We start from the raw sequence: 21,643 nt of genomic DNA, 5'->3' as shown, positions 1-21,643 counted from the left end.
TGCTCGGGTATGGCATTGGTCACGATCGACACCACCACCGTGGCCGAGACCGACCGGCTGGACTTCTGGCGCGCGACGGTGTGCGACCAGTTCGTCGCGCTGGACGTGACACCGTCCACCACCGGGTTGGTCTCCGGACGGGTCACCGCCTCGTCGGTGGCCGGTACGCATCTGCGGCGGATCTCCTCGGTTCCACACCGCTTCGACAGGACGATACGCCAGGTTCGTGCCGCAGACGAGGACTATCTGCAGATCGCGCTGGCCCGCCGTGGCCGCACACTCGTCGCGCAGGACGGGCGGGAGGCGGTGATCGGCCCCGGCGAGTTCGTGATCTACGACAGCAGCAGGCCGTTCACCTTCGTCACCACCGACAGCTTCGAGTACCAGGTCTGCCTGCATCCCAAGAGCGCGCTGCCGCTGTCCCGGGCGGAGATGGCCGAGGCCACCGCGGTCGCCCTCGACGGCCGTCGCGGCGTCGGCGCGATGCTGCCGCCGCTGCTGTCCTCGCTGGACCGGGCGATCGGCGACGACGTCCCCCTGGCCGCGCAGGAGGCCGTCGCACGGACCATCGGGGACGTGTTCGTCGCGCTGGTCCGCAGCACCGTGCCCGCGTCCGCGCCGGAGAACCTGCACGTCGCGCGGGCCCGCGGGCACATCCGCGAGCACATCACCGACCGCGACCTCGACCCCGCGGGCGTCGCCGCCGCCTGCGCGATCTCGGTGAGCTACCTGCACAAGCTGTTCGCCGAGGAGGGCACCACGGTGGCCGGGGCCATCCGCGAGGAACGCCTGCAGGGCGCGTGGACCGACCTGCGCCGCCCCGAGATCGCCCACGTCGGGGTCGGCGCGGTCGGCGCCCGCTGGGGGATGCCGGACCCGGCCGCGTTCAGCCGGGCCTTCCGGGCGCGCTTCGGGCGGTCCCCGAAGGCGCACCGGGAGTCCTGACCGGCCGGTCAGGACCGTGCGGGCTCCGTCGTGCGCAGGCGGCGCTTGAGGATCTTGCCCTGCGGGTCGACCGGCAGCTCGGACAACAGGTGGACCGCCTTGGGCACCTTGTAGGCGGCGAGCCGGGCCCGGCAGTGCGCGACGAGCTCCTCGGCGGTGGGCTCGCAGCCCTGCCGGGCCACGACGAAGGCGGTGACGGCCTCGGACCAGTACGGGTCGGGCAGCCCCACCACGGCGGCACGCTCCACGCCCGCGTGCTCGTGCACCACCCGCTCGACCTCCTGCGACGACACGTTCATGCCGCCGGTCTTGATCATGTCCTTGAGTCGGTCGTGGAAGAACAGGTTCCCGTCGGCGTCGATCCGCACCATGTCGCCGGTGCGCACCCAGCCGTCGCGGAAGACGGCGGCGGTGCGCTCGGGGTCGTCCAGGTAGCCGAGCATCGCCGACGGCGAGCGGCAGATCAGCTCACCCACCTCGGCGTCGTGGTCCTCGGCGTCCACGACCCGGATCTCCAGGTGGGTGACCGGCTTCCCGATCCAGGTCGGGTCGCCGTCCGGGACGTCGTCGAGGGTCCGGAAGAAGCCGACCGTGCCGAGCTGGGACAGCTCGGACTGCCCCCAGTAGGTGCCCCACAGGACCTCGGGCGCGGCCGCCGACCACGCGTCGATCACGTGCGGCGGGATCTGCCCGCCGTAGGTCATGCAGCGCCGCACCTGGCCGACGGTGTCCGGGTCGAAGCCGTCCTGGGCGGACAGCGCGATGTAGAAGGTGGGGGTCTGCGCGATCACCGTGACCCGCTCGCGCCCGATCACCGCGAGCGCCGTCGCGGGGTCGGCGCTCGACGGGAGCACGAGGGTGGCGCCCATCAGGGTCAGACTGGTCATCGACCCGAGCCCGGCGATCGTGTGGAACGGCATCACGAACAGCCAGGTGTCGCGCGGCCCGGTGTCCAGGCCCCAGCCCCAGGCCGGGGCGGTGGACGCGAGGTAGTTGCGGTGCGGGATCAGTACGCCCTTCGGGGCGGCCTCGGTGCCGGAGGTGTAGACGATCAGGGCGACGTCGTTCTCGTCGAGGTCCACCTCCGGCTCGGTGGCGGGCTGCGCGGCGAGCAGCGCGTCCAGCTCCGCGCCGTAGCCGAGCCGGTCGACCCCGGCGGGCCGGGCCGCGTCGACGACGGGGGCGAACGCGTCGTCGGCGAGCACCAGCGCCGCACCGCTGTGCCCGAGCTGGTGGGCCACCTCGGCCTCCCGGTAGAGCGGGTTGACGCCGGTGAATGCGGCGCCGATCTTCAGCGCGCCGTAGTAGGCGGCCACCACGTCGACCGCGTTGCGCGCCATCGACGCGATCCGGCCGCCGCGCCCGATCCCCCGGGCGGTGAACAGCTGCGCGAAGCGGTTCGCGCGCTCGTCGAGCTCGCGGTAGGTGGTCTCGGAGCGGACGCCCGCGGCGTCGTAGGCGACGAACGCGATCTTGTCCGGCCGGGTGCGCGCGTGCCGGCGGAGCTGGTCGCCGATGGTCGCGCGGCCCAGGAGCGTGCGGTGGTGCGGGGCGAGGTCGGCCACGGTCTCCTCCGGTGCCCGGTCAGACGCCGGCGGCGGCGAAGAACGGACGGCCGTAGGTCTCGGCCGAGACGATGTCCTCCACGGGGCTGCGGCTCAGCGACGAGGGGAAGCCCTTCCCCGGGTACCCCACCGCGACGTGCGCGGCGGTGAGCACCCCGTCCGGGATCTCCAGCAGCTCGCGGACGGCCGCCTCGTGGTGGCAGAGCAGCGTGGTCACCGCGGAGCCGACGCCCTGGTCGCGCAGCGCGAGGCAGAAGTTCTGCACGGTCGGGTAGATCGACGCGCCGCCGACCACCGACACCCGGTCCAGCTCCAGGTCGGTCGGGTGCAGCCCGTCGATCTCCGCGCAGACGACGACGATCGCGGGCACGGTCGCGAGGTTCTCGGCGAAGTGGTCGGCGTCGCGGACGGTCCTCGGCAGCGCGCCGACGTTCACGGTGCCGTCGCCGATCCCACCCAGGTAGGCCTTCCACATCGGGAGGTAGAGGTCGGCGAGTGCCTGCTTGCGGGCGGCGTCGCGCACGACGACCCAGCGGACCGGCTGGCGGTTGCCGCCCTGCGGGCCGAACCGGGCGACGTCGAAGGCCCGGCGCAGCACCGCGTCCGGTACCGGGTCGGCGGTGAAGTACCGGCAGGTCCCCACGGTGCGCATCGCCTCGGTCAGCTCCATCGCCAACTCCTACCTATCTATGGTTAGGTTCTGGAGCGGATAGTGGTGTGACCCCGTGCACATGTCAAGCGACCGAGGAGGACGACGTGGCCTCGACCGACCCGGAGCTGCTGCGCGCTCTGGAACACGCGAACCTGCCCTCGCTCGTCCCGGTGCTCCACCAGCTGACCGGCGACCGCCGCTGGCTGCGCGACCCGTACCGGCCCACCCGCAGCCGGGGGATGGACGACAACGACCCCGGGGGGTTCGCCCCCGAGGTGGCCGCGGAGATCCGCGAGGCGGTCGCCGAGGCGGTCGCCGCGAACGACGCGGGCCGCCCGCCCGCGGTGCCCGCCCCGACCGGTGAGGCCCTGCGCGAGCTGCTGGAGCTGGCCAACGGCGAGCCCGTCCCGCCGGAGTACGCCGAGATGCTCGCCGAGGACATGGGTTTCGCCTCCGCCCCGGTCCGCGTCGCGCCGGACACCGACATCGACGCCGTGGTCATCGGGGCGGGCGTCTCCGGGATGCTCGCCGCGATCAAGCTGGCCGAGGCCGGGATCGCCCACGTCGTCCTGGAGAAGAACGACGACGTCGGCGGCGGCTGGTACGAGAACACCTACCCGGGGGCGGGCGTCGACACCCCGAGCCACCTGTACTCCTACTCGTTCCACCCGCGGGACTGGAGCACCCACTTCGGCAAGCGGGACGAGGTCCAGGCCTACCTGCGCGACGTCGCGGACACCCACGGGCTGCGCGAGCGGATCCGGTTCGGCACCGAGGTCGTCGGGGCCGACTGGGACGACGAGCGCGGCACCTGGACCACCCGCACCGCCGACGGTGCCGTGTTCACCTCCCGGATCCTGGTCAGCGCCACGGGCGCGCTGAACCGGCCGCGGGTCCCGGACATCCCCGGGCTCGACACGTTCGCGGGCCCGGCGTTCCACACCGCGCAGTGGCCGGCCGGCCTCGACCTCGACGGCAGGCGGGTCGCCGTCGTCGGGGCGGGGGCGAGCGCGATGCAGGTCGTGCCCGCGATCGCCGGCCGGGTGCGGGAGCTGACCGTGTTCCAGCGCTCGCCGCAGTGGGTCGCGCCCAACGACGTCTACTTCACCCCGGTCGACCCGGCCGTCGCGCTGCTCATGGCGCGGGTGCCGTTCTACCGCCGCTGGTACCGGGCCCGGCTGGCCTGGAACTTCAACGACCGGGTGCACCCGAGCCTGCAGGTGGACCCGGAGTGGGAGCACCCGCAGCGGTCGGTGAACGCCGTCAACGACGCCCACCGCCGGGTGTTCACCCGCTACCTGGAGTCCGAGCTGGACGGCCGCCCGGACCTCGTCGAGAAGGCGCTGCCCACCTATCCGCCGTTCGGTAAGCGGATGCTGCTGGACAACGGCTGGTACCGGGCGCTGCGCCGGGACGACGTCACGCTCGTGACCGAGGGGGTCGCCGAGGTCACCCCGACCGGGCTGCGCGGTGACGGCGGCACCGAGGTGGAGGCCGACGTCGTCGTCCTCGCCACCGGGTTCCACACCCACCGCTACCTGTGGCCGATCGAGATCCGCGGCCGCGACGGCGTCCGGCTCGCCGACGTGTGGGGGCCCGAGGACGCGCGCGCCCACCTGGGCATCACCGTCCCCGGCTTCCCGAACCTGTTCGTGACCTGCGGCCCGGGCACCGTGCTGGGGCACGGCGGCAGCTACATCACCATCGCCGAGTGCCAGGTCCGCTACCTGGTCGACCTGGTCGTCACGATGGCGGAGCGGGGGCTGCGCACCGTCGAGGTCCGCCCCGAGGTCGAGGCCGAGTGGACCCGGCGGCACGACGAGGCGCACGCCCGGATGCTGTGGACCCACCCGGGGATGACGAACTGGTACCGCAACGCCGCGGGCCGGGTGGTGTGCACGATGCCGTGGCGGATCGTCGACTATTGGCGGATGACCCGCACCGCCGACCTCGCCGACTTCCGGGCCGGGGCCGCAGGGTGACCGCCCCGGACCGGATCCCGCAGCCCGCGGCCCGGCGCAAGCGGACCACCGAGCGCCGGGCCGAGATCGTCCGGGCCGCCGCCCGGATCTTCGCCGACCAGGGCTACGCGCAGGTCGGGATGCGCGACATCGCCGACGCGATCGGCATCCGCGGGGCGAGCCTCTACCACCACTTCCGGTCCAAGGAGGAGATCCTCTACGCGATCTGCCTGACCGTGACCCGGGAGCCGGTGGAGGAGAACCTGCCCCTGCTCGACGCGGCCGGGACCCCCGCCGAGCGGCTGGCCGAGCTGGTCCGTGCGCACGTCCGGCACCTGCTGCGCCGGCGCACCGAGTACCTCGTGGGCCTGCACGAGCGCGCGGCGCTGACCCCGGAGCACCGCGCCGAGATCGACGCCCACGTGCGGCTCTACCACCGCCGCGTCCGCGACGTGCTCGCCGCCGGCATGCGCGGCGGCGAGCTGCGGGAGACCGACCCGACGCTGGCCGCGCTCGGGCTGCTCGACATGCTGAACGGGGTGAGCGGCTGGATCCGCGGGGAGTCCGACGCCGACGCCGACGAGGTCGTCGCGGCGCACACGGCGCTGCTGTTCGACGGCCTGCGGGTCCGCTGACCCCCCCCGGCGGGTCCGACCCCGTCAGACGCGCTGCCCGCCCAGGAACCCGGTGACGAGCTTCGAGATGTCGTCGGGCCGCTCGATGTGCATTCCGTGGCTCGACCCCGGTCCGCCGACCAGCTCGAACGTCGCACCCGGGATCGCGTCGGCGACCGCGCGGGACTGCCACGGCGGGGTCAGCAGGTCCTGCTCCCCGACGAGGACGAGCGTCGGCGCGGTGACCCCGCCGAGCCGGTCGAGCGTGTCGTGGACCAGGTCGGCGTCCCACTGCTCGACGGTCACCTGCATCTGCGCCTCGTTCTGCGGGAACGCCGGGAGCATCGGCTCCAGCATCGCCGCGAAGTCCGGGTGGTCGAGCAGCTGCGGGGAGAACGCCAGGCCCGAGGTGGCCAGCGCGGACTCCATGTCGCGGTGCACGTAGGGCAGCCGCAGCGCGCTGAGCACCGAGCGCTGGAAGCCGTCGCACCGTCCCCAGGTGCACAGCAGCACCGCGGACGCGACCTGCTCGGGGCGGGTCAGCGCCATCTCCTGCGCGACCGCGGACCCGAGCGACCAGCCGAGCACGTGTGCCCGCGGGATCTCCAGGGCGTCGAGCAGGGCGGAGGTGTCCGCGGCCATCGACCCGACACTGATCGGGCCGGCGCCGCGGTCGCTGCCGCCCAGGCCCCGGTTGTCGAAGGTGATCACACGGTGGGTCTCGGCGAGCCGGGACGCGAGCTCGCCCCACAGCGGGATCGCGCCGGACGTCCCCATGATCATGAGCAGTGGGTCGCCGTCGCCTGCGGTCTCGTAGTTCAGCTCGACGCCGGTGGACACGGGGATGCGGGGCACGGTGGGTCTCCTCGGGGTGTGCGGTCGGTCGGGGTCAGCGGTACTGCAGGCCGTCGTCGAGGTCGGCCTTCGGCAGCTCGACCCGGTCGACGTCGTGCTCGTGCATGTGGGTCCAGGGCTCGCGGTCGCCCTGCCCGAACATGCGGTGCTGGGAGCGTCCGATGTAGCCGGGGTTGAAGTTGTCCTCCGAGACCCACGGCAGCCGCGGCATGTCGGCGTCCTGCTCCCGCAGCGTGGGCACGACGACCCGGTCCCCGCGCTCGTCCATGCGCGCCAGGATGCGGCCGATCAGGTCGTTGACCAGGTCGATCCGCAGCGTCCAGCTGTGCCGGAAGTAGCCGAAGGCGTAGGCCATGTTCGGGATGTCGCTGATCATCAGACCGCGCCAGGTGACGTGCCGGGTGAAGTCGACCGGCTCGCCGTCGACGGTGAAGGGGATGTCGCCGAACACCGCCAGGTCGAAGCCCGTCGCGGTGACGACGACGTCGGCCTCGATCACCTCGCCGGAGGAGACCTGCACGCCCTTCTCGGTGAACTCGGAGATGGTGTCGGTGACGACCGAGGCCTTCCCCTCGCGCATCGCGGCGAAGAAGTCGCCGTCGGGCACGAACGCGATGCGCTGCTGCCACGGCCGGTAGCGGGGGACGAAGTGCTTCTCGACGTCGGTGCCCTCGGGCAGCAGCGGCCGGATGGACTCGACCAGGAACTCGTGCAGCGCGTCCGGGTCGTCGCGGCCGGTGGTCGCCAGCCAGTCGAGCTGCTGGACGTAGGTGCGGCGCAGGATCTCGTGGGTCCACTCGCCGGGCAGGTCGAGCGGCTCCAGCATCGTCGCGAGCTCGTGCACGGTCGGCGCCGGGAACCAGTACGACGGCGAGCGCTGCAGCATCGTCACGTGCCCGGCGGTCGCGGCCGTCGCCGGGACGACCGTCGCCGCGGTCGCGCCGGACCCGATGACCAGCACCTTCTTCCCCGTGACGTCGAGGTCCGACGGCCAGGACTGCGGGTGCACGACCGTCCCGGCGAAGCGCTCGGTGCCCGGCCACTCCGGGGTGTAGGGCTCGTCGTGGTTGTAGTAGCCCTGGCACATCCACAGGAACGACGCGGTCATCCGCAGGGTCTCGCCGGTGTCGGTGCGCGTCACCTCCGCGGTCCACCGGTTCTCCTCCGACGACCAGCTCAGCGCGGTGACGCGGTGGTGGTAGCGGATGTGCCCGGCGAGGTCGTCCTCGTCGATGACCTCGTGGAGGTAGGACAGGATCTCCCCGCCCGCGGCGATCGACGGTCCCTTCCACGGCTTGTGCCGGTAGCCGTAGGTGAACAGGTCGCTGTCCGAGCGGGCACCGGGGAAGCGGTGCGTCCACCAGGTCCCACCGGGGGCGTCCTGGGCCTCCAGCAGCACGAAGCTCCGCTCCGGGAACTCCTCCCGCAGCCGGTGCGCGGCGCCGATGCCGGACACCCCGGCCCCGACGATCAGGACGTCGACGTGCTCGGTGGTCGTGGCGGCCATGGGGGTCCTCCCGGTGCAGGGGTGACGACGGTCACCCGACGCTAGGTCGGAGCGGGCGTCCCACGGGTGTCCGAACTTCGGACAGCGACAGGTGTTGACCGGTGACGCATCATGTGATGACGAGCACAGAGAGGTGCGTCGATGGGGGATCTGCTCGCACGCCGCCGCGAGCTCGTGTCCGCGCGGGCCGAGCTGCTCGACCGGCCCGACGTCGCGCTGCCCGGCGTGCCCGGCCACGTCGTCGCGTCGTGGCGGCGCAGCATCGCGGGCGGGGTGGACCCGGCGATGATCGTGAACCGGTTCCACCCCGACCTCGACACCGGCTCCCGGCTGGTCCGCTGTGCGCGCCCGGTGATGGAGCAGCTGGTCGAGCAGGTCGCCGGGATCGGGGTGTGCGTCGCGCTCACCGACCACCGGGCCCGGCTGCTGGTGCGGCTGGACACCGACGCGGTGATCGCCCGGTCCGCGGACGTCAACGCGTTCGCCGCCGGGTTCGGCTACGCGGAGGGCGCGGTGGGCACCAACGGGGTCGGGACCGTGCTGGAGTCCGGCCGGCCGGTGCACATCGTCGGCGCCGAGCACTTCGTCGAGCAGCTCCACGACTACGCCTGCGCCGGCGCCCCGGTGCGCGACCCGGCGACCGGGCGGATCGAGGCGGTGCTCGACCTGTCCTGCCGCGCCGAGCACTCCTCGCCGCTGCTGCTGTCGCTGGTGCGCTCCGCGGCCGCGCGCATCTCCGACGCCCTGCTGCACGACCGCGACCCCGCCCAGCAGGCCCTGTTCGACGCCTACGCCCGCACCGAGTCCCGCACCCGGCGGGCGGTGCTCGCCGTCGGGCGCCGCACGGTGCTGGCGAACACCGCGATGCAGACCCTGCTCGACGCGGGCGACCACGCCGCGCTGACCGACCACGCCCGGTTCCTGCTGCTCCGTGGCCCCGGTGTCGACGACCGGGTGGACCTGCCGTCGGGGACGCGGGCCCGGCTGCGCGGCGCGGTCGTCCCGGTCGGCGGGTCGGTCGCCGGCCTGGTGGCGGTGGTGACGCTGCTGCGCGAGCCCGACGGCGGCGGCCCCGCCGGACCGGTCGCAGCGACCCCGCGGCCCGACGCCGACGGGGTGAGCCCGGCCTGGCGGGCGGCGCGGGCCGCCGTCGCCGGGGCGCTGGGGGCGGGGGAACCGCTGCTGGTCACCGGCGAGCCCGGCTCCGGCCGGGCGCGGCTGGTCACGGACTCCTGGCCCGGCCCGGTGGTCGAGGTCGGCCCGGACGACGACGGCGCCGACCTCGACGACCGCGTCCGGCGGGCCGGGCAGCGGGCGCTGGTGTTGCTGCGCGACCTCGACCGGCGCGACGCCGGGGTGCCGCCCGCCGTCGCGCGCGGGGACCTGCCGACGGCCGGCACCCGCGCGGACACCGCCGTCCCCGACCCCGTCCGCGACGACGTGCTGGCCCGGTTCCGGGTGTCGGTGCCGGTCCCGCCGCTGCGCGGCCGCCCCGGTGACATCCCCGGCCTGGTCGCCGCGCTGCTCGCCGAGCTCGCCCCCGGCCGCGACGTGCGGCTGTCCGCCGGGGCGCTGCGGACGGTGAGCAGGCACCCGTGGCCGGGGAACGTGACCGAGCTGCGCGACGCGCTGACCGCGGCCCTGGGCCGGCGGCCGGTGGGTGTGGTCGAGGCGACCGACCTGCCCGAGTCCTGCCAGAGTGCGCCGTCCGGGACGCTGCGGGCGGTGGACCGGGCCGAGCGGGACGCGATCGTCGCCGCGCTGCGCGACACCGACGGGAACCGGGCCGCCGCGGCCGCGGCGCTGGGGGTGGCCCGGTCGACGCTCTACCGGAAGATCGCGCAGTACCGGATCACGGACTGAGCGGCCCGCATCACCTCGTCAGGAACGCGGCGAGCTCCCGCGCCACCTCCTCGGGGCGCTCCTCGGGCAGGTAGTGGTCGGCGTCCAGGGCCGTCCCGTGCACGTCCGTGGCGTAGCCGGTCCACACCGCGGGGACGTCGTAGGACCGACCGACGAAGGAGTGCGCGCCCCACAGCGCCAGCAGCGGCGCGGTCACCCGCCGGTCGGCGTCCGCGCCGTCGTGGACGCGGTCGATCCCGGCCGCGGCGCGGTAGTCGGCGCACGACGCGGCGATCGCGGCCGGGTCGGCGAAGCAGCGGACGTACTCGGCGACGGCGCGGTCGTCGAACGGGGTGCCGCCGTGGTGGCGCGACCGCATCCGCGCGGTGATCCAGAACTCCGGGTCGCCCCCGATGAGCCGCTCCGGGATCCCGGCCGGGGCGGTGAGGAAGAACCAGTGCCAGTAGCCCAGCCCGAAGCCGGCGTCGGCGGTGTCGAACGCGTGCCGGGTCGGGACGATGTCGAGCACCGCCAGCGCCGACACCGCGTCCGGTGCGTCGAGGGCCAGCCGGTGCGCGACCCGGCCGCCGCGGTCGTGCCCGGCGACGGCGAACCGGTCGAACCCGAGCTCCCGCATGACGGTGAGCTGGTCGGCGGCCATGGCGCGCTTGGCGTAGGCGGCGTCGTCCGGGCCCGGGGGCGGCTTGGCGCTGTCGCCGTAGCCGCGCAGGTCGGTCGCGACGACGGTGAACCGGTCGGCGAGCAACGGCGCGACCCGGTGCCAGATCGCGTGGGTCTGCGGGTAGCCGTGCAGGAGCAGCAGCGGCGGGCCGGATCCGCCGATCACGGTGTGCACCGCCGTCCCCGCCGCGTCGACCGTGTGGGCGGTGAACGGGGCGGGCAGCAGGGTCCGCGGGCTCATCGCGCCGGACCCCGGCGGGCTGGGGTAGGACGGGCGGCATGCCGCTGCCGGGCCCCGTGCCGACCGACCCCGTGCCGACCGACCCCGTGCGACCCGACGCGGGGCTGCCGGACACCGTGCTGCTCTGGGACGCCGACGAGGTCGCCGACCCGCCTCCGGAGCCCTGCTGCCTGGCCGGGACCGCGCCGGGCGATCGGGCCGTGGTCTACCGCACCGGGCCGGGCGGCGGCGTGATGGCGCTGTTCGCGTTCACCGGTCCCGCCGAGCCGCACCCCGGCGGACGGCACGCGGCGGGCGTCGTCGTGCCGGTCGGACGGCCGGTGCCGCGGGCCGAGCTGCTGGCCGACCCGGTGCTCGCGCCGGTGTTCCGGCACCTGCGCGGCCGTCGCAGGCTGCCGCCCGACGCGGCCCGTCGCCTGGTCGCGCTCCTCGCGGGCTGAGACGCGACGCCCGGCCGCCGGGGCGCACCGGCCGGGGCCGGACGGGCTCATCCCCGCACGACCTCGGCGATCGCCGCGCCCAGCTCGGCGGTCGTCGCGGTGCCGCCCAGGTCCGGGGTGACGGTCGCGCCGCCCCGCCCGACGACGTCCTCGACCGCGGCCAGCACGGCCGCCGCCGCCTCGTGCTCGCCGAGGTGCTCCAGCATCATCGACCCGCACCAGATCTGGCCGACCGGGTTCGCGACGCCCTTCCCGGCGATGTCCGGTGCGGACCCGTGCACCGGCTCGAACAGGCTCGGGAACTCCCGCTCCGGGTTGATGTTCGCGCTCGGCGCGATGCCGATCGTCCCGGTGCAGGCCGGTCCGAGGTCGGACAGGATGTCGCCGAACAGGTTGCTGGCGACCACGACGTCGAACCGCTCCGGGCTCATCACGAACCGCGCCGCGAGGATGTCGATGTGGGAGGAGTCGACGTCGACGTCGGGGTACTGCGCCGCCATCGCCGCGACCCGCTCGTCCCAGTACGGCATGGTGATCGCGATGCCGTTGGACTTCGTCGCCGAGGTCAGGTGCCGGTTCGGGTGCCGCCGCGCGAGCTCGAAGGCGTAGCGCAGGATCCGGTCGACGCCGGTGCGCGTCATGACGGTCTCCTGGATCACGACCTCGCGGTCGGTGCCCTCGAACATCCGCCCGCCCACCGACGAGTACTCGCCCTCGGTGTTCTCCCGGACGATCAGCATGTCGATGTCGCCGGGGGAGCGGCCGGCGAGCGGGGCGGCGACGCCGGGCAGCAGCCGGGCCGGGCGCAGGTTGACGTACTGGTCGAAGCGACGGCGGAACTGCAGCAGGCTGCCCCACAGCGACACGTGGTCGGGCAGCACCTCGGGCCACCCGACGGCGCCGAAGAACAACGCGTCGAAGCCGCGCAGCTGCTCGAACCAGTCCTCGGGCAGCATCGTGCCGTGCTCGAGCCAGTGGTCGGCGCTCGCGAAGCCGAACTCGGTGAACTCCAGCCCGATCCCGAACCGCTCCGCGGCCGCGGTCAGCACACGGACGCCCTCCGGGACGACCTCCTTGCCGATCCCGTCGCCCGGGATGACGGCGATGCGATGCGCGGTCATGTCGTGTCCTCCTCGACTCGGTTGCTTCTATCCTGATCGGCGAACCGGGCGCGGTGAACCGTCGTCCGGGCCGGACAGTCTTTCCGCAGGGGAAAGGAGCAGGCGTGGAGCTGCCCGAGTTCGACGACCTGCGCTTCTTCGCCGGGGTCGCCGCCGCGGGCACGCTGACCGAGGTGGCGCGCCAGTGGGGTGTGTCGGTGTCGGCGGTCAGCAAGCGGCTCGCCCGCCTGGAACGACGCCTGGGCGTGCGCCTGGTCAACCGGTCCACCCGGCGTCTCACCCTGACCGACGAGGGCCGCCGCTACGCCGAGGGCGCCCGCGACGTGCTGGGCCGGATCGACGACCTGGAGGACGAGATCGGCCGTCGTCGCTCGGGGCTGCACGGGCGGATCGCGGTGCACTCGTCGATGGGGTTCGGCCGGGCGCACGTCGCGCCGCTGCTCGGCACGTTCGAGGCGGCCAACCCGGACCTGCGCATCGACCTGGAGCTGTCGCACCTGCCGGTCGCGGTCGGCGGCTCCGGCTACGACTTCGCGGTGCGCGTCGGACCGCTGCCCGACTCGCGGCTGCACGCCCGGGTGCTGCACCGCAACCGGCGCGTGGTGTGTGCGGCGCCGTCGTACCTGGGGCGCCGCGGGGCCCCGCGCACCCCCGCCGACCTGGCCGGACACGACTGCATCGTGATCCGGGAGAACGACACCGCCTACGCCCACTGGCGCTTCGGGACCGACGCCGACGCCGCCGGGGTCCGCGTGACGGGCGCGATGACCTGCAACGACGGCGAGGTCGCGACGGCGTGGTGCCGGGCCGGGCGCGGGCTGGTGATGCGCTCGCTGTGGCAGGTCGCGCCGCTGCTCGCGTCGGGGGAGCTGGTGCAGGTGCTGGCGGACATCCCGACCCCGTCGGCGGACCTGCTGGCGGTGCACGGGGCCGACCCGCCCCGGCGGGTCCGCGCGGTGCTCGACCACCTCGTCGACGGGCTGGCGGAGCGGCTGCCGGTCAGGCCGGTTCCCGCTCCCGCCGCCGCGTCCACGGCCACGTGATCACCGCCCATCCCACCGCGACCAGCACGAACTCGACGACCAGGTAGACCGGCCACGGGCCCAACAGGTCCAGCGCGGAGGCGTTGGTCGGCTTGTGGGCGAGGAAGCCGTAGTTGGTGCCCGCCGCCAGGTTGAACGGCAGCACCACCGCCGCCCAGGCGATCGTGGCCGCCAGCGTCACGCCCATCCCGCGCCAGGTCGGCCGCACCCCGGCGCCCCAGGTCAGGTACACCGCGGCCCAGGTCACCAGCAGGTGCAGCGCCCAGAAGTGCAGGAACGCGACGTGCGGGAAGTCGGGGGAGTCGGTCGCCGGGGTGAGCAGCGCCTGCGGGGTCAGCGTGAGACCCCAGTAGTACAGCGGCGCGCACGCCCACCAGCGCCGTGTCCACAGGGCGACCGCGGCGGTGACCCAGGACAGGTCCGAGAGCTGCAGCGGCAGCGAGATGTGCACGTCGAAGGTCTGCGGGGTCAGCAGCCGCAGCTGCAGCGGCACCAGCAGCACGACGACCACGACGGCGAACGCCCGCGAGACGCGCAGCTCGGCGGGGGTGCCGCGCAGCCGTCGTCCCAGGGCCACCAGCGCGACGGCGCCGAGGACCCCGACGGTCAGCGCGGCCCAGTGGGTCGCGCCGTAGGGCACGAAGACGCCGGTGTCTCCCATCGCCCGATCATGACGGACCGGGCAGCGCCGCGAGCAACCGCCACAGCGGGCGCTGCACCGCGTCGGGGATCCCGGCGAGGGAGAAGTCCAGGTCGTGGGCGACGTTGAGCCGCGCGAGGCGGCGCAGCGGCGGCAGCCGCCCGGCCGTCGCCAGGATCCGGAACTGCTCCTCCAGGGACCCGGCGGGGGTCTCGACGGTGCGCACGCGCACCGGGCCGTCGCCCCCGTTGCCGAACGAGTGCGTGACGCCGGGCGGCACCACGATCCCGTCGCCGGGGTGCAGCAGGCTCGTCCAGCCCCCGACCCGTACCCGCAGGACGCCCTCGAGCACGGTGAACGACTCGGTGGCGCCCCGGTGCCGGTGCGGCGGGGGACCGGCCACCCCGGGCGGGACGACGGCCTCGAACTCGAAGGCCGGGGCGCCGCTGTGCAGCACGTCGATGGTCTCGCCGGACGGCATCTCGATGCGGCTCACGGCGGCCTCCCGGGTCAGGCGCCGGCGGTCCCGGCGGTCTCGTCGGTGTCGTCGGTGTCGTCGGTGTCGTTCTTCTTCCGCTTCGGGATCAGGTGCGCCACGGCGACGATCACCGCGCCGACGACGACCCCGAGGATCGCCGAGCCGACGGTGTTGGTGAGCCAGCCCAGGAACCCGCCCAGCGCACCGGTCGCGTCGGCGACGGCCACCTCCAGATGGTGCACCAGGTCGTAGATCGGGGAGAAGCCCAGCTCGTCCATCCCGACGAGCAGGATGTGCCCGCCGACCCACAGCATCGCCGCGACGCCGACGACCGACAGCGTCGTCAGCACGATCGGCATGGCCTTCACCAGCCCGCGCCCGAACGACGCGACGGGGCCGGAGCCGCGCTTCGCCAGGGCCAGGCCGGCGTCGTCCATCTTCACGATGAGCGCGACCGCGCCGTAGACGAGCGCGGTGATCGCGACGGCGACGACGGCCAGGATGACCGCCCGGGCGACGATGCCCTCGCTCGCGACCTCGTTCAGCGCGATGACCATGATCTCGGCGGACAGGATGAAGTCGGTGCGCACGGCACCGGAGACGACCCGGCGCTCGTTCTCCGCCGGGTCCGCGGCGACCTTCTCGTCGCGCTCCTCGGGGTGCTCGGAGTGGCCGGAGAAGTACTCCCAGAGCTTCTCCGCGCCCTCGTAGGCCAGGTAGCAGCCGCCGACCATCAGGATCGGGGTCAGCAGCCACGGCGCGAACTGGGACAGGATCAGCGCGACCGGCAGGATGAACACGATCTTGTTGCGCAGCGAGCCCTTGGCGATCCGCCAGATGATCGACAGCTCGCGCTCGGGCTTGAGGCCCTGGACGTAGCGGGGGGTGACCGCGGCGTCGTCGACGACCACACCCGCGGCCTTGGCCCCGGCGCGCCCGGCGGCCCCGGCGACGTCGTCGAGGGAGGCCGTCGTCAGGCGCACCAGCGCCGCGACGTCGTCGAGCAGGGCGAACAGTCCGCTCACCGGGTCACCGTCCGTTGCATGGCCGAATCCGTGCGCACGCGCGGAGCCTACGGGGAGAGCGGGACGAACGGGACCGAACCTGCACGATCGCGGGGCTTGACCGTGCCGCGACGGCACGGTGTCGACTGTCCGCATGGCAGAGCACACGACCACCACCCCGGCTGCGGCGACCTCCGGGCCGGACACCGTGGACCCGTCGGACCCGGTCGCCGCCTTCTCGGGGATGCGCGAGGTGGCCGCGGCCGTCGAGATCCCGCTGGAGGTGCCCGGCCGGCCGACCCAGCAGGGGCTGATGGTGACCCGGCACGCCGAGGTCCGCGCGATGCTCACCGACGACCGCTTCCGGCACGACGCCGCCGCGGTGCCGGAGGCGGAGAACTTCCTGCGCAACGCCCAGACCGGCCTGATCGGGCTGCCCGAGGACCTCGACCTGCTCCGCCGTCCGATGCTGGGCCGCGACGGCGAGGACCACGCGCGGCTGCGCCGGCTGGTGTCCCGGGCGTTCACGGTGCGCCGGGTGAACGGGCTGCGCCCCCGGGTCGGGGCGATCGTGGACGGCCTGCTCGACGACGTCGCCGCGGCCGGTGCCGACGGCACCCCGGTCGACCTGGTGGAGGCGCTGGCCTACCCGGTGCCGATCGCGGTCATCTGCGAGCTCGTCGGCGTGCCGGAGGCCGACCGGGACCGCTGGCGGGAGTTCGCCCGGCTGCTGATCCAGCCCGACCCCGGGCGGATGCCCGACGTCGCCCGGGGGATGGTCGCCCACGTCCGGGACCTGATCGGGGCCCGTCGCCGGGAGCCGGCCGACGACCTGCTGTCCGGGCTGGTCGCGGCACACGACGAGGACGGCGACCGGCTCTCGGAGCAGGAGCTCGTCGACATGACGGTGAACCTGACCGTCGCCGGGTTCGAGACGACCGCGCACGTGCTGGCCAAGGGCACCCTCGCGCTGCTCAGCCGCCCGGACGAGCTCGCCGCGCTGCGGGCCGACCCGCAGCTGTGGCCGACGGCGGTGCACGAGCTGGTCCGCACCTGCGGCCCGATCCCGGCCGGTGCCCCGCGCTACGCGGCCGAGGACCTGGAGATCGCCGGGACGTCGGTGCCCGCCGGGACCGCGGTGCTGCCCGGCCTGCTGCCGGCGAACTTCGACCCGCGCGTCGTCGACCGGCCCGACGAGCTGGACGTGCGCCGTGACCCCGGCCGCGGCGAGGGGCACCTCGGGTTCGGGCACGGTGCGCACTACTGCCTCGGCGCCGCGCTGGCCCGACAGGAGGTCGAGGTCGTGCTGTCGGCGCTGGTCACGCGCTTCCCGGGGCTCCGGCTCGCCGAACCGGCGGACGGCCCGTCGCGGCTGGGGTTCGAGCGGCTGCCCGCCCTGCCCGTCCACGTCGACCGTCCGCCGGCGGAGTAGACGCTCAGCGCGCCGCGCGGGTCTCGTAGAGCCGGCGCGACCACAGCAGGCTCCCGACGGTGATCACCACGCACCAGCCGACGGCGAGCGCGGCGTCGGTGCCGAGCCCTGCCCCGCTGCCGGGCCCGGCACCGAGCAGACCGCGCAGGGTGTCGATGACCGGGGTGAACGGCTGGTACGCGGCGAACCAGCGCAGCCCGACCGGCATCGAGTCCACCGGCACGAACCCGCTGCCCAGGAACGGCAGCAGCATCAGGAACATCGGGGTGTTGCTGGCCGTCTCCACACTGGCGGCGGCGAGCCCGAGGGCCACGGTCAGCCAGGTCAGGGCGACCGTGAGCAGCGCCAACATCCCGGCGACGCCCAGCCAGGCGAGCGGCCCGGCACCGCTGCGGAACCCGAGCGCCAGCGCCACCCCGAGCACGACGACCAGACCGACCGCGGTCTGTACGAACGCGCCGACGACGTGCCCGGTGAGGACGCTGGACCGGGCGATCGCCATCGTCCGGAAGCGGGCGACGACGCCCTCGGTCATGTCGGTGGCGACCCCGATGGCGGTGCCCATCGCGACGCTCGCAACGGTCAGCAGCAGCACCGCGGGGGTGACGAAGGCCAGGTAGTCGCTGCGGTCACCGCCCAGCCCGGCGCCCATCGTGCCGCCCAGGACGACCACGAACAGCAGCAGGAACACCAGCGGCTGGGCGATCAGCATGATCGTCAGCGACGGGTAGCGGCGCAGGTGCCGGATGCGGCGGCGCAGCATCGTCACCGAGTCGGTGAGCAGGCGGGGACGGTCGAGGGCGGTGGTGTCCATGACGGCGGCGCTCATGACGCGGCCACCTCCGGGGTGCTCGGGTGGCCGGTGAGGGCCAGGAAGACGTCGTCGAGGTCGGGCGTGTGGGTGGTCAGCTCCTCGGGTTCCACCCCGGTCCCGGCGAGGCGGTCCAGCAGGTCCCGCAGGTCGCGGGCCCCGGCGGCGGGCAGCTGCAGCGTCACCGCGGCGGTGTCGGCCACCGCCGCGGGCAGCACGGAGCGGGCGGCGGCGAGGGCGCCGTCGTCGGCGAAGCGCAGGCGCACGTGCCCGCCGGGGACCCGGGCCTTGAGCTGCGCCGGGGTGCCGCGCGCGACGAGCCGGCCCCCGTCCAGGACGGCGACGTCGTCGGCGAGCTGGTCGGCCTCCTCCAGGTACTGGGTGGTCAGCAGCACGGTCACGCCGCGGCCGACGAGGTCGCGCACGGCGTCCCACAGGTCGCGGCGGCTGCGCGGGTCCAGCCCGGTGGTCGGCTCGTCGAGGAACAGCACGTCGGGGTCGGCGACGAGGGTCATGGCCAGGTCGAGGCGGCGCCGCATCCCGCCGGAGTACGTCCCCGCGCGCCGGTCCGCGGCGTCGGCGAGGCCGAAGCGGTCGAGCAGCTCCCGGGTGCGGGCGCGGCCGGCGTCGCGGGGCAGGTGGTGCAGGTCGGCCATCAGCCGCAGGTTCTCCACACCGGTGAGCAGGCCGTCGACGGCCGAGAACTGGCCGGTCACCCCGATCGCGGCGCGGACGCCGTCGGGGTCGGTCGCCGGGTCGCGCCCGGCGATGCGGATGCGTCCGGAGTCCGGTGGCAGCAGCGTGGACAGGATCCGGACCAGCGTCGTCTTGCCGGCCCCGTTGGGGCCGAGCAGAGCGAGCACCGTCCCGGCGGGGACGTCGAGGTCGATGCCGCGGAGCACGGCGTGGTCGCCGTAGGACTTGTGCAGGGCGGCGACGGCGATCGCGGGCGGAGGTGTGGGCACGGTGGTTCCTCTCGTGGACGGGCTCGTGGGTGGGATCGCGGACGGCGGGGGTCAGGCGCGGCGGACGACGATGTCGCCCTCGCGGGACCGGGCGTGCACGGCGACGGTGTCGACGGCGTCGCCGTCCGGGGCCTCGCGCGGTGCGAGGTCGTTGCCGACCCGGCCGGTGGTGTCGAGGTCGAGCCAGGCGGCGCTGCCCTGCGCGACGCCGATCTCCAGCCGGCCGTGCGTGCTGGTCAGCGACACCTCGCCGCGGTGGACGCGGCCGAGCCGGACGTCGCCGTAGGCGGTGCGCACGCGGGCGCCCGCGCCGAGCTCGTCGACGTCGATGGGGCCGTGCGTGCCGGTCAGCTCGGCGTCGCCGGTCAGCTCGTCGGCGCGGATGCCGCCGTGCTTGCTGCTCAGCGTCGCGGTGCCGCCGATGCGGTGGATCTGCATGCCGCCGTGGTCGGAGCGGACCGTGGCGTCCCCGGTGACGGTGCCGCCGATCCGGACGTGGCCGAAGCCGGTGCTCAGGTCGGCGGAGGCGGCGTCGTCGACGCGGACGTCGCCGAAGCGGGTGCGGGCCTCGCAGGCCCCGAGCGGGCCCTCGACGACGATCCCGCCGTAGGTGGTGGCGGCGGTCAGCGCCGACCCGGCGGGCAGGGCGATCCCGACCTCGATCGAGCGGCCGGGGGTGCGCGGGGTGAGCTTCTGCAGCAGCCCGAGCTGCGGGCCGGTGACGCGCAGCTCCCGCCCGGTCAGTTCGACCCGGACCCGGTCGGCGTGGGCACGGTCGGCGTCGGAGCTGCGGACCTCGACGACGGTGTCGGTGCGGTCCGACGCGGTCACCCGCAGCTCGCCGATGGCGAGGTCGACGATCGCGGTGACGGGCTCGGGGGTGTCGTAGGTGGGCACGGGGCATCGCCTCCTCGGCGTCGCGGTGACGCCGTGAGTCAGGGGTGGGTGGCAGGGGTCGGGTGGCTCAGCCGAACCAGCCGACGCGGCCGCGGCGGGCGGCGTCGGGACGGTCGGGTGCGGTGGCGGGGCGGTCCAGCGCGGCCGCGGCCACACGGGTCAGCCAGGTGTTCACGCTGAGACCGTCCCGCCCGGCGGCCTCCTCGATCCGGGTCTTGAGCGTCTCCGGCGGCCGGAAGTTGATCCGGGCGACCGGCCCGGACTCGCCGTCGGCGCCCGCCGGCGCCGATGGCGCCACGGGTGGCGCCTCCGTCGTCGCCGGGGGTGCCGACGGTGCGGCCGACCCCGCGGTGACGACGAACTCGGGGTCGCTGCCGCGCAGCCGCACGTGCACCGACCCCGGTGCGAGCTCGAGGGTGATCTCGTCGGCCGCCGCGGCCAGCGCCTCGAGCAGGACCAGGCGGGTCGTCGACGTCAGGGGCGTGAGCAGCCGTTCCGCGGCCGCCCGCGTGTCCTCGCCCGCGGCCTCGCCCAGTGCGGCGAACTCGGTGCGCAGGCGGTCGACATATCCGTCCAACTCCATGGCGCAACTATGGCGCACGATGGCACCATCGTCAAGGGTGTGGCGCCACGGAGGTCGGTCGGCGGTGCGGGCTTGACCCTGCCGCGACGGCACGGTGTCCGATGGACCGGACCTGCTGACGCCGTCGAAGGAGTACGTCGTGGACCGCACCACCTGCCCGGTCGCCGCCTTCGGGCGCCTGCGCGAACAGGGGCCCGTCGTCGCGATGCCGGAGTCGCCGATGGGCGCCGCGTCGCTCGTCACCCGGCACGACGACGTGCACGCCCTGCTGCTCGACCCGCGGTTCCGCAACGACCCCACCGGGGTGCCCGGTGCCGGGGACGTCATGGGCGCGCTCCTGACGGGGCTCGGGCTGCCGCCGGACCTCGACCACCTCGGCCGGGGCCTGCTCGTCCGCGACGGCGCCGACCACGCCCGGCTGCGCCGGCTCGTCTCGCGGGCGTTCACCGTGCGCCGGGTCGCCGCGCTGCGCCCGCGCGTGGAGCAGCTCACCGCCGAGCTGCTCGACGACGTCGCGGCCGCCGGTGCCGACGGCAGTCCGGTCGACCTGCTGCCCACGGTGTTCCGCGCGCTGCCTATCGCGGTGATCTGCGAGCTCGTCGGCGTCCCGGTGGAGCAGCGCGGACTCTGGCGGGAGCTGGCCGCGCTGCTCGTCGCACCCGACCCGGAGCGGATGCCCGACGTGGCGCGCGCCGTCGTCGCGCAGATCCACGAGCTCGTCGCGGCCCGGCGGGCCGACCCGCGCGACGACCTGGTCGACGTGCTCGTCGCGGTGCACGACGACGGCGACCGGCTCACCGCCGACGAGCTGGACGTCCTGTTGTTCGACCTGGTCGTCGCCGGGTTCGAGACGACCTCGCACGTGCTGTCCCGGGCGACGCTGGCCCTGCTGACCCGCCCCGACCAGCTCGCGACGCTGCGCGCCGAGCCGTGGCGGTGGCCCACCGCGGTGCACGAGATCGTGCGGACCTGCGGCGCGGTCCCGGTGAGCACGCCCCGGTACGCGAGCACCGACGTCGTCGTCGGCGACACCCGGATCGCGGCGGGAGAGTCGGTGACGGCCGGGCTGGTCACCGCGAACTTCGACCCGCGCCGGCACGACCGGCCCGACGAGCTCGACGTGACCCGGGACCCGGGTCGTGGCGAGGGGCACCTCGGGTTCGGCCAGGGCGCCCACTACTGCCTGGGGGCCGCGCTGGCCCGCCAGGAGATCGAGGTGGCGCTGCACGCGCTGGTCGAGCGGTTCCCCGCGCTGCGGCTCGCCACGCCGGCCGACGGGCCGTCGGACCTGGGGTTCGAGCGCCTCGGGTCGCTCGAGGTGCGGGTCGACGCGCCCTGACCGCCGGTGTTGCGCGACCACACCCGT

General features: G+C 74.7%; 21 protein-coding genes. 8 read left to right on the top strand and 13 right to left on the bottom strand.

Annotation, left to right across the window (positions count from 1 at the left end; all coding sequences use genetic code 11):
* The first annotated feature begins 9 nt into the window (after positions 1-9).
* Positions 10-945, top strand: a complete 936-nt coding sequence (locus DMP17_RS44205) for a helix-turn-helix domain-containing protein (RefSeq protein WP_337832603.1) — start codon at positions 10-12, stop codon at positions 943-945.
* A gap of 8 nt (positions 946-953) precedes the next feature.
* Here DMP17_RS44205 and DMP17_RS44200 read toward each other — a convergent pair whose 3' ends face one another.
* Both DMP17_RS44200 and DMP17_RS44195 read right to left on the bottom strand, forming a co-directional pair.
* Positions 954-2,510: a class I adenylate-forming enzyme family protein gene (locus tag DMP17_RS44200; protein WP_337832602.1), complete on the bottom strand. Its 1,557-nt coding sequence runs from the start codon at positions 2,508-2,510 to the stop codon at positions 954-956.
* A 19-nt stretch (positions 2,511-2,529) separates the two neighbouring features.
* Positions 2,530-3,180 (bottom strand): nitroreductase family protein, encoded by a 651-nt coding sequence (locus DMP17_RS44195; RefSeq protein ID WP_337832601.1) that lies wholly within the window; start codon positions 3,178-3,180, stop codon positions 2,530-2,532.
* A gap of 86 nt (positions 3,181-3,266) precedes the next feature.
* Between DMP17_RS44195 and DMP17_RS44190 the strand changes: the two genes are divergently transcribed.
* Entirely contained in the window at positions 3,267-5,144 is a 1,878-nt protein-coding gene (locus DMP17_RS44190) for a flavin-containing monooxygenase (RefSeq protein WP_337832600.1), read from the top strand.
* On the top strand, positions 5,141-5,758 hold the full coding sequence (locus DMP17_RS44185) for a TetR/AcrR family transcriptional regulator (protein WP_226355023.1): 618 nt from the start codon (positions 5,141-5,143) through the stop codon (positions 5,756-5,758). Before DMP17_RS44190 ends, DMP17_RS44185 begins: the two co-directional genes overlap by 4 nt.
* Positions 5,759-5,782: 24 nt before the next feature.
* Here DMP17_RS44185 and DMP17_RS44180 read toward each other — a convergent pair whose 3' ends face one another.
* Both DMP17_RS44180 and DMP17_RS44175 read right to left on the bottom strand, forming a co-directional pair.
* A complete protein-coding gene (locus tag DMP17_RS44180) occupies positions 5,783-6,592 on the bottom strand; it encodes an alpha/beta fold hydrolase (protein WP_226364575.1) in 810 nt (269 codons plus the stop codon).
* Between the two features lie 34 nt (positions 6,593-6,626).
* The gene (locus DMP17_RS44175) at positions 6,627-8,099 is read right to left on the bottom strand and encodes a flavin-containing monooxygenase (protein WP_226355025.1); all 1,473 of its coding nucleotides are present in this window, start codon (positions 8,097-8,099) and stop codon (positions 6,627-6,629) included.
* Between the two features lie 141 nt (positions 8,100-8,240).
* Here DMP17_RS44175 and DMP17_RS44170 point away from each other — a divergent pair, with 141 nt between their 5' ends.
* Complete coding sequence (locus DMP17_RS44170; protein WP_337832599.1) at positions 8,241-9,962, top strand: sigma-54-dependent Fis family transcriptional regulator; 1,722 nt, start codon at positions 8,241-8,243, stop codon at positions 9,960-9,962.
* Positions 9,963-9,972: 10 nt separating this feature from the next.
* Here the strand turns inward: DMP17_RS44170 and DMP17_RS44165 are convergent, their stop codons facing one another.
* Entirely contained in the window at positions 9,973-10,863 is an 891-nt protein-coding gene (locus tag DMP17_RS44165; protein ID WP_337832598.1) for an alpha/beta fold hydrolase, read from the bottom strand.
* A 38-nt stretch (positions 10,864-10,901) separates the two neighbouring features.
* On the opposite strand from DMP17_RS44165, the gene DMP17_RS44160 reads away from it, so the two are divergent.
* Positions 10,902-11,303, top strand: coding sequence for a hypothetical protein (locus DMP17_RS44160; RefSeq protein WP_337832597.1), 402 nt, complete (start codon positions 10,902-10,904; stop codon positions 11,301-11,303).
* Between the two features lie 47 nt (positions 11,304-11,350).
* Here the strand turns inward: DMP17_RS44160 and DMP17_RS44155 are convergent, their stop codons facing one another.
* Positions 11,351-12,424, bottom strand: a complete 1,074-nt coding sequence (locus DMP17_RS44155; RefSeq protein ID WP_062400013.1) for a tartrate dehydrogenase — start codon at positions 12,422-12,424, stop codon at positions 11,351-11,353.
* Positions 12,425-12,528: 104 nt separating this feature from the next.
* Between DMP17_RS44155 and DMP17_RS44150 the strand changes: the two genes are divergently transcribed.
* Positions 12,529-13,467 carry a LysR family transcriptional regulator gene (locus tag DMP17_RS44150; protein ID WP_337832596.1) on the top strand — a complete coding sequence of 313 codons (939 nt, stop codon included), beginning with the start codon at positions 12,529-12,531 and terminating at the stop codon, positions 13,465-13,467.
* Here DMP17_RS44150 and DMP17_RS44145 read toward each other — a convergent pair.
* The 3 genes from DMP17_RS44145 to DMP17_RS44135 are packed head-to-tail and all read right to left on the bottom strand — an operon-like array spanning position 13,424 to position 15,610.
* A complete protein-coding gene (locus DMP17_RS44145; RefSeq protein ID WP_226355031.1) occupies positions 13,424-14,128 on the bottom strand; it encodes a YwaF family protein in 705 nt (234 codons plus the stop codon). The two genes, DMP17_RS44150 and DMP17_RS44145, sit on opposite strands and share 44 nt — an antisense overlap.
* Before the next feature lie 7 nt (positions 14,129-14,135).
* On the bottom strand, positions 14,136-14,603 hold the full coding sequence (locus tag DMP17_RS44140; protein ID WP_308817960.1) for a cupin domain-containing protein: 468 nt from the start codon (positions 14,601-14,603) through the stop codon (positions 14,136-14,138).
* A gap of 14 nt (positions 14,604-14,617) precedes the next feature.
* Entirely contained in the window at positions 14,618-15,610 is a 993-nt protein-coding gene (locus DMP17_RS44135; RefSeq protein ID WP_337832595.1) for a DUF808 domain-containing protein, read from the bottom strand.
* Between the two features lie 133 nt (positions 15,611-15,743).
* Between DMP17_RS44135 and DMP17_RS44130 the strand changes: the two genes are divergently transcribed.
* On the top strand, positions 15,744-17,021 hold the full coding sequence (locus tag DMP17_RS44130; RefSeq protein WP_226355034.1) for a cytochrome P450 family protein: 1,278 nt from the start codon (positions 15,744-15,746) through the stop codon (positions 17,019-17,021).
* A 4-nt stretch (positions 17,022-17,025) separates the two neighbouring features.
* Here the strand turns inward: DMP17_RS44130 and DMP17_RS44125 are convergent, their stop codons facing one another.
* From DMP17_RS44125 to DMP17_RS44110, 4 genes are all read right to left on the bottom strand, one after another.
* Positions 17,026-17,850, bottom strand: coding sequence for an ABC transporter permease (locus tag DMP17_RS44125; RefSeq protein ID WP_337832594.1), 825 nt, complete (start codon positions 17,848-17,850; stop codon positions 17,026-17,028).
* A complete protein-coding gene (locus tag DMP17_RS44120; RefSeq protein ID WP_337832593.1) occupies positions 17,847-18,797 on the bottom strand; it encodes an ATP-binding cassette domain-containing protein in 951 nt (316 codons plus the stop codon). Before DMP17_RS44120 ends, DMP17_RS44125 begins: the two co-directional genes overlap by 4 nt.
* A gap of 51 nt (positions 18,798-18,848) precedes the next feature.
* Positions 18,849-19,694: a DUF4097 family beta strand repeat-containing protein gene (locus DMP17_RS44115; protein WP_226355037.1), complete on the bottom strand. Its 846-nt coding sequence runs from the start codon at positions 19,692-19,694 to the stop codon at positions 18,849-18,851.
* 67 nt (positions 19,695-19,761) lie between these two features.
* Positions 19,762-20,277 (bottom strand): hypothetical protein, encoded by a 516-nt coding sequence (locus DMP17_RS44110; RefSeq protein ID WP_226355038.1) that lies wholly within the window; start codon positions 20,275-20,277, stop codon positions 19,762-19,764.
* Between the two features lie 94 nt (positions 20,278-20,371).
* Here DMP17_RS44110 and DMP17_RS44105 point away from each other — a divergent pair, with 94 nt between their 5' ends.
* Complete coding sequence (locus DMP17_RS44105) at positions 20,372-21,616, top strand: cytochrome P450 family protein (RefSeq protein ID WP_337832592.1); 1,245 nt, start codon at positions 20,372-20,374, stop codon at positions 21,614-21,616.
* Positions 21,617-21,643: the final 27 nt, after the last annotated feature.

The sequence above is a fragment of the Pseudonocardia sp. TMWB2A genome, assembly GCF_017312135.1.
Note: the sequence above shows the minus strand (reverse complement) of the source record. Positions and strands in the feature narration are given on the sequence as shown.

Bases quoted from the DNA above. Each gene is read 5' to 3' on its own strand.
- DMP17_RS44205 (WP_337832603.1), top strand. From the start codon at position 10: ATGGCATTGGTCACGATCGACACCACCACCGTGGCCGAGACCGACCGG.
- DMP17_RS44195 (WP_337832601.1), bottom strand. From the start codon at position 3,180: ATGGAGCTGACCGAGGCGATGCGCACCGTGGGGACCTGCCGGTACTTC.
- DMP17_RS44175 (WP_226355025.1), bottom strand. From the start codon at position 8,099: ATGGCCGCCACGACCACCGAGCACGTCGACGTCCTGATCGTCGGGGCC.
- DMP17_RS44170 (WP_337832599.1), top strand. From the start codon at position 8,241: ATGGGGGATCTGCTCGCACGCCGCCGCGAGCTCGTGTCCGCGCGGGCC.
- DMP17_RS44165 (WP_337832598.1), bottom strand. From the start codon at position 10,863: ATGAGCCCGCGGACCCTGCTGCCCGCCCCGTTCACCGCCCACACGGTC.
- DMP17_RS44160 (WP_337832597.1), top strand. From the start codon at position 10,902: ATGCCGCTGCCGGGCCCCGTGCCGACCGACCCCGTGCCGACCGACCCC.
- DMP17_RS44155 (WP_062400013.1), bottom strand. From the start codon at position 12,424: ATGACCGCGCATCGCATCGCCGTCATCCCGGGCGACGGGATCGGCAAG.
- DMP17_RS44145 (WP_226355031.1), bottom strand. From the start codon at position 14,128: ATGGGAGACACCGGCGTCTTCGTGCCCTACGGCGCGACCCACTGGGCC.
- DMP17_RS44130 (WP_226355034.1), top strand. From the start codon at position 15,744: ATGGCAGAGCACACGACCACCACCCCGGCTGCGGCGACCTCCGGGCCG.
- DMP17_RS44125 (WP_337832594.1), bottom strand. From the start codon at position 17,850: ATGAGCGCCGCCGTCATGGACACCACCGCCCTCGACCGTCCCCGCCTG.
- DMP17_RS44110 (WP_226355038.1), bottom strand. From the start codon at position 20,277: ATGGAGTTGGACGGATATGTCGACCGCCTGCGCACCGAGTTCGCCGCA.